Below are 12,053 nucleotides of genomic sequence, written 5' to 3'. Positions count from 1 at the left end.
GCCGCCATCCGGCACAACGCCCGATGCACAGGCCAGCAAGACACACCACAATACGTAGGCCGGATAAGGCGTCAGCCGCCATCCGGCTTTTTTATTAACGCTTATCTTCCGCCAGCAGCGGTGGAATGCCCGGCACCATCGGCGCTTGATCAATATCTTTCTGCGTCATGCGAAACGCTTGCGGGTAATGTTCACGGCTGGTACGGCGTAGCGGCTCGGTATCACGCCAGGTGTACAGACAATGCTGGCACTGATACACCGTCCAGATCCCTTTGACCGGAGAGGTCGCCATCAATTCAATATGTTCATCAGCGCAACGTGGACAAATCATCTGCTACTCCTTATTTACGGTTGGCCAGCATGGCAGTCAGCTTTTCAGCCCAGGCTTTGGTTTCCGGTAAATCACATACCGGCTGGCTGTAGTGGCCGCGATTATCCGGCGCAACCGGCGTTGTGGCGTCGATGATCAGTTTGTCAGTGATCCCCGCCGGGCTTGAGCCTGGGTCCAGTTCCAGTACCGACATGTTCGGCAGCTGCACCAGATCGCCTGCCGGGTTGACCTTCGACGACAGCGCCCACATCACCTGCGGCAGGTTGAACGGATCGACATCCTCATCAACCATAATCACCATCTTCACATAGCCCAGACCGTGCGGCGTGGTCATTGCCCGCAGGCCAACCGCGCGGGCAAATCCACCGTAGCGTTTTTTGGTCGAGATAATCGCCAGCAGACCGTGGGTATACATGGCGTTAACCGCCTGCACCTCCGGGAACTCCGCTTTCAGCTGCTGATACAGCGGCACACAGGTCGCTGGTCCCATCAGGTAGTCGATTTCAGTCCACGGCATCCCCAGATAGAGCGATTCAAAAATCGGTTTAGTGCGATAAGACACTTTGTCGATGCGCACCACCGTCATATTGCGCCCACCAGAATAGTGGCCGGTAAACTCGCCAAACGGCCCTTCAATTTCACGCTTACGGCTTTCGATCACCCCTTCAAGGATCACTTCTGAGCCCCACGGCACATCAAAGCCGGTCAGCGGCGCGGTGGCGATCGGGTATGGGCTTTCGCGCAGCGCACCCGCCATGTCATACTCAGACTGATCGTATTTCAGCGGCGTGGCGCCCATCAGAGTAATGATCGGATCGTTACCGAGCGTAATAGCAATCGGCAGATCTTCGCCACGCTCTTCCGCCTTATGCAGATGCAGCGCGATATCGTGCATTGGCACCGGTTGCAGGCCCAGCTTGCGCTTGCCTTTCACTTCCATCCTGTAAATACCCACATTCTGCTTGCCGAAGTGATCCGGGTCGAGCGGATCGCGGGAGACGACACAGGCTTTATCCAGATAGAAGCCGCCATCGCCATCGTTGAGGCGAAACAGCGGCAGAATATCAAACAGGTTGATCGCCTCGCCATCAACGGTGTTTTCCGCCCACGCCGGGTTGACACGGCGCTCGGGGGCGACGGGGAACGTGTCCCAGCGGCGGATAAATTCATCAATTTGCTTTTTTACTGGCGTATTAGGCGGCAAGCCTAAAGAGATGGCATGGTTCTGCCAGGAGCCAATAGTGTTCATCGCCACGCGCGCATCCGTGAAGCCACGGATATTGTCGAACCACAGCGCCGGCGCTCCGTCGCCAATGCGCCCGGTTGCGTTAGCCGCAGCAGCCAGATCCGGCTCTGCATTCACTTCTTCACTGATTTTCAGCAGTTGCCCCTGCTCGTCGAGCGCCTGCAAAAAGCTGCGTAAGTCATCAAATGCCATTATTCATTCTCCTGTGAAAAATTCTGCGCCTGCTGCAACCCCTGCCAGCGCCGGGCACGCGGATGCTCCAGACCAAACTGATCCAGCACACGCGCCACAATATGCTGCGTAATATCATCAATGGTTTGCGGATGGTTGTAGAAAGCAGGCATGGGCGGCACCATCGCGACCCCCATGCGAGAAAGGGCGAGCATGTTTTCCAGATGGATCGTGCTGAGCGGCATTTCACGCGGCACCAGCACCAGTTTGCGCCCTTCTTTCAGCACCACGTCGGCGGCACGGCCAACTAACCCCTCGGCATATCCTGCGCGAATCCCCGCCAGCGTTTTCATACTGCAAGGAATAATGATCATGCCGTCGGTGCGAAATGAGCCGGAAGAGATCGTCGCCGCCTGATCCGCCGGGTTATGGCAGTAATCAGCCAGTCCGGCAACATCTCGCGCACTGTAAGGCGTTTCCAGCTCAATGGTCGTTTTGGCCCACTTAGACATTACCAGGTGTGTTTCTACTGTCGGCATTTGCCGCAGCGCCTGTAGCAACGCAATGCCTAGCGGCGCCCCCGTTGCGCCAGTCATCCCCACAATCAGTCTCATTCATCACTCCATTTTTGTTCGTATACGAACGTTTTAGATAAAATACGCTACCCGGAATACCTGGACAAGCTTCATTCCCCATAGCCGCACGGAGAGCTAAAAGATTGAGCATTATAAAAATTGCTACAACCCGTTATGATAGCAACAGATATTTTTCCAGGAGCGCACATGGAGTTACGAAACACAGCGTTTCATCTGTTACGTCAGCTTTTTCAACAGCATACGTCCCGCTGGCAGCACGAATTACCGGAACTGACCAAGCCACAGTATGCGGTAATGCGCGCTATTGCTGAGCATCCAGGCATTGAGCAGATTGCCCTAATGGAGGCGGCGGTCAGTACAAAAGCGACGCTGGCGGAGATGCTAAGCCGAATGGAAAGCCGGGGACTGGTGACGCGGGAAAGCGATCCACAAGATAAACGCCGCCGCTTTGTTTATCTCACTGGCGAAGGAGAAACGCTGCTGACCGGCGCCATGCCGTTGGGGGATCGTGTGGATGATGAATTTTTAGGGCGCCTGAGCGACGATGAGCGTGAGCAGTTCACGCAGCTGGTGCGTAAGATGATGGGGTAAAGTCAGCCTGGGATATTTTTATCGGCCCGATAAGTAAAGCGCCATCGGGCAATAAGTGCCGGATGACGGCTACGAATTGACGGCCAAAGAAAAAGGCCAGTCTCACGACTGGCCTTTTTTTGACGAATAATCACTTACTCACGGAACAGCGCTTCGATATTCAGCCCCTGAGTCTGCAAAATTTCGCGCAGACGACGCAGGCCTTCAACCTGAATCTGACGAACACGTTCACGGGTGAGACCAATTTCACGCCCCACATCTTCCAGTGTCGCCGCTTCATACCCCAGCAGACCGAAACGACGTGCCAGCACTTCACGCTGTTTGGCGTTCAGTTCGAACAGCCATTTGACGATACTCTGTTTCATATCATCATCTTGCGTGGTGTCTTCCGGGCCGTTCTCTTTTTCATCGGCCAGGATATCCAGCAACGCTTTTTCGGAATCACCACCCAGCGGGGTGTCTACCGAGGTTATGCGCTCGTTGAGACGAAGCATACGGCTGACGTCATCAACCGGTTTATCCAGTTGCTCTGCTATCTCTTCCGCGCTCGGTTCGTGATCCAGTTTATGCGACAACTCTCGTGCGGTACGCAGATAGACGTTCAGCTCTTTAACAATGTGAATCGGCAGTCGAATCGTACGGGTTTGGTTCATAATGGCCCGTTCGATCGTCTGGCGAATCCACCAGGTAGCGTATGTTGAGAAACGGAACCCACGTTCAGGGTCAAACTTCTCGACGGCACGGATAAGCCCCAGATTGCCCTCTTCAATCAGGTCCAGCAACGCCAGTCCACGATTGCCATAACGGCGGGCAATTTTTACCACCAGACGCAAGTTACTCTCAATCATGCGACGGCGAGAGGCAACATCTCCACGCAGTGCGCGACGCGCAAAATAAACTTCTTCTTCGGCCGTTAACAGTGGCGAATAACCAATCTCACCAAGGTAAAGCTGAGTCGCGTCCAACACACGCTGTGTGGCCCCTTGCGATAACAGCTCCTCTTCAGCCAGGTCGTTATCACTGGGTTCCTCTTCACTCAAGGCTTTTTCGTCAAAAGCCTCTACTCCGTTCTCATCAAATTCCGCGTCTTCATTTAAATCATGAACTTTCAGCGTATTCTGACTCATAAGGTGGCTCCTACCCGTGATCCCTGGACGGAACTAGCAAGTGCAAGCCTGGTTCCGCCGAATTATCGCTGCGGTAAATAGCGCAGCGGGTTTACGGATTTCCCCTTGTAACGAATTTCAAAATGCAAGCGTGTAGAACTGGTTCCGGTGCTACCCATGGTAGCGATTTTTTGCCCCGCCTTAACTTCTTGTTGTTCCCGGACCAGCATCGTATCGTTATGGGCGTAGGCACTCAGGTAATCATCGTTGTGTTTGATGATAATAAGATTACCGTAACCGCGCAGCGCGTTACCGGCATATACGACGCGTCCATCTGCGGTCGCGACAATAGCCTGTCCTTTACTGCCTGCAATGTCGATCCCTTTGTTGCCACCTTCGGTAGCCGCGAAGTTTTCGATCACTTTGCCCTCAGTCGGCCAGCGCCATGTGGAGATTGGCGAACTGGTTGACGTACTGCTTGCAGTCGGTTCGGTTGTGCTCGCTGTTGGTGCCGTTACAGGCGCTGTGACCACGGTCCCAGCAGGCTTGTTGTTCGGCAACATTTTATTAGCACTTTGTTCACCTGAATCCTCAGAATACGTAATTGTCGGTTTCGACGCAACTACAACGGTGGAATTTTGTGCAGGTTTGGTCACAACTCCTTGCTCTACTGCATCCGCCTGCGTAATCGCGTTGCCGCCGGTAATTGGCGTGCCTGAGGCATTGCCGACCTGGAGCGTTTGCCCCACATTCAGGCCGTATGGGGCCGGAACGTTGTTACGCTGAGCAAGGTCGCGGAAATCGTTCCCGGTGATCCAGGCGATATAAAAAAGCGTGTCGCCTTTTTTAACGGTGTATGTGCTGCCACCGGTGTAGCTGCCTTTCGGAATGTTCCCATACTGGCGGTTGTACACGATACGGCCATTTTCCATTTGCACAGGCTGCTCAGCGACCGGCTGGATCTGCCGGGACTGGGCAACCGGTTGAACAGGCTGCACGGGCTGAATCTGCGGCGTTTGTTGCGCCGTTGTCCCCATTTTGGGCGGCGGCGTGATCAGCATCCCGGAGCTGGTGCTCGACGGGGCATTACCATTAACTGAGCTTACCGGCGCAGGAGGATTCGAAGAATTGGAACAACCTGCCAGCCATAGCGAAACCAGCGACAATGCCGCAATGCGGCTAACGGTGAATTTTGGGCTTCCCGCGCTCATTTATCCCCCAGGAAAAATTTGGTTAACAACCAGTGACGTAATAACCGTGCAAGGCATCGGCCTGGACGCTGGAAACGTCCCCACAATACGCTTACCCTTTATAAAATAACCAGGAAAAATCCGGGTATTAAAGGATGCTTAAGCGAGTTCGCCTTTCACTAAAGGCACAAAGCGGACGGCCTCCACGGTATCGATAATAAATTCGCCTCCCCGGCGACGCACCCGTTTCAAGAACTGATGCTCCTCACCCACGGGTAAAACGAGAATCCCGCCTTCATCCAGTTGCGTCATTAACGCCGTCGGAATTTCCGGCGGAGCTGCCGTCACGATGATGGCGTCAAACGGGGCGCGAGCCTGCCAACCTTGCCATCCATCGCCATGACGAGTTGAAACATTGTGTAAATCAAGCTGTTTCAGGCGACGACGCGCCTGCCATTGCAGCCCTTTAATGCGCTCCACCGAGCACACATGCTGTACCAGATGCGCGAGAATCGCTGTCTGATACCCGGAGCCGGTGCCGATCTCCAGCACTCTGGATTGCGGCGTCAGCTCAAGCAATTCTGTCATTCGCGCCACCATATAGGGCTGCGAAATGGTCTGCCCCTGGCCAATCGGCAAAGCGATATTGTCCCAGGCTTTATGTTCAAACGCTTCATCAATAAACTTTTCACGCGGGACGGCGGCAAGCGCATCCAGCACTTGCTCATCTTTGATGCCCTGAGCGCGCAATTGTTCAAGAAGAGTGTGTACGCGTCTGCTTACCATTGCGCGTCAACTCCCACGCTGTCTAACCAGTCCGAAACCACATCATGCGCGCTATACGCCGTTAAATCCACATGCAGCGGGGTAACGGAGACATAGCCCTCATCCACCGCTGCAAAATCGGTGTCCGGCCCGGCGTCGCATTTGCCGCCCGGCGGGCCGATCCAGTACAGCGTGTTGCCGCGCGGGTCCTGCTGTGGAATAACCTGATCGGCCGGATGGCGGCTGCCGCAGCGGGTTACGCGAATGCCTTTGATTTGATCCAGCGGCAGATCCGGGACATTGATATTCAGAATGCGTCCGGTACGCAGCGGCTCCCGACGTAATGCACGCAAAATAGAGCAGGTTACCGCTGCCGCCGTCTCATAGTGCTGATGGCCGTCAAGCGATACCGCCAGCGCGGGAAAACCCAGGTGACGGCCCTCCATCGCTGCGGCGACGGTCCCGGAATAGATGACATCATCGCCCAGATTAGGGCCCGCGTTAATGCCTGAAACCACAATATCCGGGCGCGGACGCATCAGCGCGTTCACGCCCAGGTAGACGCAGTCGGTCGGTGTGCCCATCTGCACGGCGATATCGCCGTTATCAAAGGTAAAGGTACGAAGCGAGGATTCCAGCGTCAGCGAGTTTGACGCGCCACTGCGGTTACGATCCGGGGCGACGACCTGTACGTCAGCAAACTCACGCAGCGCTTTCGCCAGCGTTTGTATACCGGGCGCGTGGACCCCATCATCGTTACTCAGCAATATGCGCATAATCACCCATTGTGTTAATCAGTTCCCTTACGACGCTGGTGGCGAAACTGCCTGCCGGTAGCCAGAAGCGCAGCTCAACGGTGACGTCATCCCACCAGTTCCAGCGTAATTGTTGCGGATAGAGCAGCATCGCCCTGCGCGCCGCTTCAACCTTTTCGCGCAGCAGTAACGATTGCAGTTCACTCTCATCCGCAATGGCAGCCTCTTCAAACGCCAGCGCGTCGCGCAGGGTTCCCCACTCGCCGCTACCGGGAAGCGCCGCCGTAATCATCAGTTCTTTTTCGTCAACGCGACGCTGCAATTCCGCCTGTTCTTCCTGCGTGGCCACAAACCAGCTCCCGCGCCCCGCTAATTGTAGCGCATCGCCATCAACAACTTGATTAAAGTCTGGTTTTTTCACGCGTTCGTTGACGATCTGATTAAACAACGCACTGCGGGCCGCCGACAACCAAAAACTGCGTTTATTGCGATCGCGCACCGGCGCATTGCTTTGCGCCCAGCGCAGCGCGCCTTGCAGGTTGCTGCCGCCAATGCCGAATCGCTGCGCGCCAAAATAGTTTGGTACGCCGCGCGTATTGATGGCCTGTAGCCGGGCTTCGACATCATCACGATGGCTGACTTCACGCAGCACCAGCGTAAACGCGTTGCCCTTCAGCGCGCCTAAACGCAGCTTACGTTTGTGACGAGCGTACTCCAGCACTTTACAGCCTTCAATCTGGAATGCGCTCAGGTCTGGCATCTCTTTGCCCGGCACGCGCGCACACAGCCACTGTTCAGTGACGGCATGCTTGTCTTTCTGCCCGGCAAAGCTCACTTCACGGGCATGAATTTTAAGGAATTTCGCCAGCGCATCGGCCACAAAACGGGTGTTACAACCGTTTTTCAGAATGCGAACCAGAATATGTTCGCCTTCGCCATCTGGCTCAAAACCTAAATCTTCAACCACCACAAAATCTTCCGGGTTCGCTTTAAGCAGCCCGGTGCCCTGCGGCTTTCCGTGGAGGTACGTCAGGTTTTCAAACTCGGTCATTTCGCGGCCTTAATCAGTAACGCCACCGCTTCACAGGCAATCCCTTCCCCACGCCCGGTGAACCCGAGTTTCTCCGTGGTGGTCGCCTTGACGTTGACATCATCCATATGACAACCAAGATCTTCCGCGATAAACACGCGCATTTGCGGGATATGCGGCAGCATCTTCGGCGCCTGGGCGATAATGGTCACGTCCACGTTACCAAGGGTATAGCCTTTGGCCTGAATGCGTCGCCATGCTTCCCGCAGCAATTCGCGGCTGTCCGCGCCTTTAAAGGCCGGATCGGTATCCGGGAAAAGTTTGCCGATATCGCCAAGCGCCGCCGCGCCGAGCAGCGCATCGGTCAGCGCATGCAGCGCCACGTCGCCATCAGAATGCGCCAGCAGCCCTTTGTCATACGGGATGCGCACGCCACCAATGATAATTGGGCCTTCTCCGCCAAAAGCGTGTACGTCAAAACCGTGTCCGATTCGCATTATGCATTCTCCTGATATACACATCATCCTTCAAGCTGCCTCTTTGTTAGCTGCCTTTGTTCACCCCAGTCACTTACTTATGTAAGCTCCTGGGGATGCACTCAGTTGCCGCCTCGATGCAGCCTGAATGATTTTGTGTCTAGATTGTTCGGGTCAGATAAAATTCCGCAAGCGCCAGATCTTCCGGGCGGGTGACTTTTATATTATCAGCCCGGCCTTCAACCAGTTGGGGATGAAAACCGCAATACTCCAGCGCGGACGCCTCATCGGTAATGGTCGCGCCTTCGTTCAGCGCACGGCTCAGGCAATCATGCAGCAGCTCGCGTGGGAAGAATTGCGGCGTTAACGCGTGCCACAGGTCGGTACGCTCTACGGTATGCGCAATGGCGGCTTTACCCGGCTCGGCGCGTTTCATGGTGTCGCGTACCGGAGCGGCGAGGATTCCGCCCGTGCGGCTGGTTTCGCTAAGCGAGAGCAGACGCGCCAGGTCATCCTGATGCAGACAAGGCCGGGCGGCGTCATGCACCAGCACCCACTGCGCGTCACCGGCCGCCCGTAAGCCTGCCAGTACGGAATCGGCGCGTTCGTCGCCCCCGTCCACGACGGTGACCTGCGGATGTTGCGCCAGAGGAAGTTCGGCGAAGCGGCTGTCGCCAGGGCTGATTGCGATAACGACGCGCGTCACCCGGGGATGCGCCAGCAGCGCATGCACCGAGTGTTCAAGAATGGTTTTATTGCCAATAGAGAGATATTGCTTAGGACATTCCGTTTGCATTCGGCGGCCAAATCCGGCAGCCGGTACCACAGCGCAAACGTCCAATAAAGTGGCTGCCATGTCATTTCCTGGGCTGATTTATCGATTAGTTTGCCCCGCAGCCTGAGCACGTTTAGACGCGTCAGGCACCAGACGGTAAAAAGTTTCGCCCGGTTTGGTCATGCTGAGTTCATTACGCGCGCGCTCCTCGATCGCTTCCTGGCCGCCATTGAGATCGTCAATTTCGGCGAAAAGCTGATCGTTACGCGCTTTAAGTTTCGCATTCGTAGCTTGCTGCGCAGCCACATCATCGTTGACGCGGCTGTAGTCATGTATGCCGTTCTTACCGAACCACAGCGAATACTGCAACCAGACCAGTAAAGTCAGCAGCAGCAGCGTTAGTTTACCCATCCTGCCCCCTGAAAAACGGCACCATCATCCCATAACTTTCCCAGAGACTCTACTCTGAGGCGGGAATGCCGCGACAACGCGGGCAAATGTACCACATTTATCCGCCGATCCGCATATCTCGTGCAGGGAGAACATAATCTTATTGTTGGTTACGGTTTGAATTATGGCCACTCTCGCCCGTCATGAAAAGGGAGGGCTGACCTACCCCAACAGCCACATGAAGAGCGCGCCAAACATCGCGCCTACCGTTAATAGCGTAGCCGTAATGCTGTAGAACAGTTTGCCGCTCATGATTGAATGCAGGGCCACGCCGACCACAACCGCAACGGGCATGAGCGCCAGGAAGAAGGGCCAGGTATAGAGGAAGAAAAACAGCGTGTTAGGGCCATAGATGAGAAAGGGAATTCCCAACGCCAGCAGCCACGAGGCAAAACCGACCACGGCGCCCGGCAGTGACCAGGTTGTGTCGTCGTCGGTCGTGAGGGCATCTGACCTTGTGATAGTAATGTTATGGCTATTACGCATATCGAATCCTGTAACCTTGACTCACCGGGCATACAAGCCCGGCGGTGTCTCAGGATCTGATAATATCGCCCTGTCTCAGTAGATCTAATAATTGGGCAACCAAATTTGTTACTAATTGTTCACCATCCAGATGAACTTCAGGCGATTCAGGCGTTTCATATACCGAATCAATGCCGGTGAAATTACGCAGTTCACCCGCCCTGGCCTTCTTGTACAGCCCTTTAGGATCGCGCGCTTCACAGGTTGCCAGCGGCGTATCGACAAAAACCTCGATAAACCGCCCCTCCCCGATGCGCTCGCGCACCATCTGCCGCTCCGCGCGATGCGGCGAAATAAACGCCGTCAGCACCACCAGCCCGGCATCCACCATCAGGTTCGCAACCTCCCCCACCCGGCGGATATTCTCTTTACGGTCTGCGTCGCTAAAGCCAAGATCGCTGCACAGGCCGTGACGGACATTATCGCCATCCAGCAGCCAGGTGCTGACACCCAGCTTATGCAGGGCCTCTTCCAGCGCGCCTGCAATCGTCGATTTCCCCGAACCGGAAAGTCCCGTAAACCAGACCACTGCCCCTTTATGCCCATGCAGCGCTTCACGATCTTCGCGCGTTACCGCATGGGCATGCCAGACGACGTTTTCGTCATGCAGCGCCATTACTTGCCTCCCAGCAAATCACGCGCGCCCCAGTGCGGGAAGTGGCGACGGATCAGCGCGTTCAGTTCCAGCTCAAAGGCGCTGAACCCGGAAGGCGTCGCGGCGGTGCGCTCAATAGGCTCACGCACCAGCCCCGCGCCAACGGTCACGTTGGACAGCCGGTCGATGATGATTAACCCGCCAGTGACCGGGTTCTGCTGGTATGTATCCAGCACTAACGGTTCGTCAAAAGTCAGTTCGACCAGGCCGATACCGTTCAACGGCAGGCTTTCCACCTCGCGCTGGGTCAGGTTGTTGATATCAACCTGATGGCGAATGGCATCGACGCGCGCACGGGTCTTTTTACCGGCAATCTTGATGTCATAACTCTGCCCGGCCGACAGCGGTTGTTCCGCCATCCATACCACATCAACGGCGGCGCTCTGTACGGCTGGCAGGTTTTCGCCTGCATCCAGCAACAGATCGCCACGGCTGATGTCAATCTCATCTTTCAGCACCAGCGTAATCGCTTCACCGGCGTGCGCCTCTTGCAGATCGCCATCAAAGGTGACGATGCGCGCCACGTTGGATTCAACGCCGGACGGCAGAACTTTGACACGCTGCCCAACCTTCACGCTGCCGGAGGCCAGCGTTCCGGCATAACCACGGAAATCGAGGTTCGGACGGTTCACATACTGTACCGGGAAGCGCATCGGCTGGGTGTCAACAACCCGCTGGATCTCAACCGTCTCCAGCACTTCCAGCAGCGTCGGGCCGTTGTACCACGGCATACTGGCGCTCTGGGTCGCGACGTTATCCCCTTCCAGCGCAGAGAGCGGCACAAAGCGGATGTCCAGGTTCCCCGGCAGTTGCCCGGCAAACGTCAGGTAATCTTCGCGAATACGGGCGAACGTCTCCTCGCTGAACCCCACCAGATCCATCTTGTTGATCGCCACCACCAGGTGTTTAATGCCCAGCAGCGTAGAGATAAAACTGTGGCGGCGGGTCTGATCCAGCACGCCTTTGCGGGCGTCGATCAGCAGGATCGCCAGATCGCAGGTCGATGCGCCGGTCGCCATGTTACGCGTGTACTGCTCGTGCCCTGGCGTGTCGGCAATAATAAATTTGCGTTTCTCGGTCGAGAAATAGCGGTATGCCACATCAATGGTAATTCCCTGCTCGCGCTCAGCCTGCAACCCGTCGACCAGCAGCGCCAGATCGAGTTTTTCACCCTGGGTGCCATGACGCTTACTGTCGTTATGCAGCGACGAGAGCTGATCTTCATAAATCTGACGCGTATCGTGCAGCAGTCGGCCAATCAGCGTGCTTTTACCGTCATCGACGCTGCCGCAGGTCAAGAAGCGCAGCAGGCTTTTGTGTTGCTGGGCAACCATCCAGGCTTCGACGCCGCCTTCATTAGCGATTTGTTGTGCAAGTGTGGTGTTCATGGC

15 protein-coding genes are annotated in these 12,053 nt (G+C 55.8%); 1 reads left to right on the top strand and 14 read right to left on the bottom strand.

The window, feature by feature from the left end:
- Positions 1-94: 94 nt before the first annotated feature.
- The 3 genes from OGX93_RS16625 to OGX93_RS16615 are packed head-to-tail and all read right to left on the bottom strand — an operon-like array spanning position 95 to position 2,362.
- The gene (locus tag OGX93_RS16625; protein ID WP_012134852.1) at positions 95-331 is read right to left on the bottom strand and encodes a non-oxidative hydroxyarylic acid decarboxylases subunit D; all 237 of its coding nucleotides are present in this window, start codon (positions 329-331) and stop codon (positions 95-97) included.
- 10 nt (positions 332-341) lie between these two features.
- On the bottom strand, positions 342-1,769 hold the full coding sequence (locus OGX93_RS16620) for a non-oxidative hydroxyarylic acid decarboxylases subunit C (protein WP_200076159.1): 1,428 nt from the start codon (positions 1,767-1,769) through the stop codon (positions 342-344).
- A complete protein-coding gene (locus OGX93_RS16615; RefSeq protein ID WP_071257924.1) occupies positions 1,769-2,362 on the bottom strand; it encodes a non-oxidative hydroxyarylic acid decarboxylases subunit B in 594 nt (197 codons plus the stop codon). The genes OGX93_RS16620 and OGX93_RS16615 overlap by 1 nt, the downstream gene beginning before the upstream one ends.
- A 168-nt stretch (positions 2,363-2,530) precedes the next feature.
- On the opposite strand from OGX93_RS16615, the gene OGX93_RS16610 reads away from it, so the two are divergent.
- A complete protein-coding gene (locus OGX93_RS16610) occupies positions 2,531-2,935 on the top strand; it encodes a MarR family winged helix-turn-helix transcriptional regulator (RefSeq protein ID WP_115608918.1) in 405 nt (134 codons plus the stop codon).
- Between the two features lie 134 nt (positions 2,936-3,069).
- Here OGX93_RS16610 and rpoS read toward each other — a convergent pair whose 3' ends face one another.
- From rpoS to cysN, 11 genes are all read right to left on the bottom strand, one after another.
- Complete coding sequence (rpoS, locus tag OGX93_RS16605; RefSeq protein ID WP_000081498.1) at positions 3,070-4,062, bottom strand: RNA polymerase sigma factor RpoS; 993 nt, start codon at positions 4,060-4,062, stop codon at positions 3,070-3,072.
- Between the two features lie 62 nt (positions 4,063-4,124).
- Positions 4,125-5,252 (bottom strand): murein hydrolase activator NlpD, encoded by a 1,128-nt coding sequence (gene nlpD / locus OGX93_RS16600; protein ID WP_024130899.1) that lies wholly within the window; start codon positions 5,250-5,252, stop codon positions 4,125-4,127.
- Between the two features lie 138 nt (positions 5,253-5,390).
- Positions 5,391-6,017, bottom strand: a complete 627-nt coding sequence (gene pcm / locus OGX93_RS16595; protein WP_012134859.1) for a protein-L-isoaspartate O-methyltransferase — start codon at positions 6,015-6,017, stop codon at positions 5,391-5,393.
- Positions 6,011-6,772 carry a 5'/3'-nucleotidase SurE gene (gene surE, locus OGX93_RS16590; RefSeq protein ID WP_012134860.1) on the bottom strand — a complete coding sequence of 254 codons (762 nt, stop codon included), beginning with the start codon at positions 6,770-6,772 and terminating at the stop codon, positions 6,011-6,013. Before surE ends, pcm begins: the two co-directional genes overlap by 7 nt.
- Positions 6,753-7,802: a tRNA pseudouridine(13) synthase TruD gene (truD, locus tag OGX93_RS16585; protein WP_275147540.1), complete on the bottom strand. Its 1,050-nt coding sequence runs from the start codon at positions 7,800-7,802 to the stop codon at positions 6,753-6,755. The genes surE and truD overlap by 20 nt, the downstream gene beginning before the upstream one ends.
- A complete protein-coding gene (gene ispF, locus OGX93_RS16580) occupies positions 7,799-8,278 on the bottom strand; it encodes a 2-C-methyl-D-erythritol 2,4-cyclodiphosphate synthase (RefSeq protein ID WP_012134862.1) in 480 nt (159 codons plus the stop codon). The genes truD and ispF overlap by 4 nt, the downstream gene beginning before the upstream one ends.
- Positions 8,279-8,417: 139 nt before the next feature.
- Positions 8,418-9,113, bottom strand: a complete 696-nt coding sequence (gene ispD, locus OGX93_RS16575; RefSeq protein WP_012134863.1) for a 2-C-methyl-D-erythritol 4-phosphate cytidylyltransferase — start codon at positions 9,111-9,113, stop codon at positions 8,418-8,420.
- Between the two features lie 18 nt (positions 9,114-9,131).
- Positions 9,132-9,443 (bottom strand): cell division protein FtsB, encoded by a 312-nt coding sequence (gene ftsB, locus OGX93_RS16570; RefSeq protein WP_012134864.1) that lies wholly within the window; start codon positions 9,441-9,443, stop codon positions 9,132-9,134.
- Positions 9,444-9,644: 201 nt separating this feature from the next.
- Positions 9,645-9,968, bottom strand: a complete 324-nt coding sequence (locus tag OGX93_RS16565; RefSeq protein ID WP_012134865.1) for a DUF3561 family protein — start codon at positions 9,966-9,968, stop codon at positions 9,645-9,647.
- A 49-nt stretch (positions 9,969-10,017) separates the two neighbouring features.
- Positions 10,018-10,623: an adenylyl-sulfate kinase gene (gene cysC / locus OGX93_RS16560; RefSeq protein ID WP_058668017.1), complete on the bottom strand. Its 606-nt coding sequence runs from the start codon at positions 10,621-10,623 to the stop codon at positions 10,018-10,020.
- On the bottom strand, positions 10,623-12,050 hold the full coding sequence (cysN, locus tag OGX93_RS16555; RefSeq protein ID WP_058668018.1) for a sulfate adenylyltransferase subunit CysN: 1,428 nt from the start codon (positions 12,048-12,050) through the stop codon (positions 10,623-10,625). The genes cysC and cysN overlap by 1 nt, the downstream gene beginning before the upstream one ends.
- Between the last annotated feature and the right edge of the window lie 3 nt (positions 12,051-12,053).

It is taken from the genome of Citrobacter sp. CK195, from assembly GCF_030333365.1.
GTDB classification, from domain to species: domain Bacteria; phylum Pseudomonadota; class Gammaproteobacteria; order Enterobacterales; family Enterobacteriaceae; genus Citrobacter_B; species Citrobacter_B koseri.
Note: the sequence above shows the minus strand (reverse complement) of the source record. Positions and strands in the feature narration are given on the sequence as shown.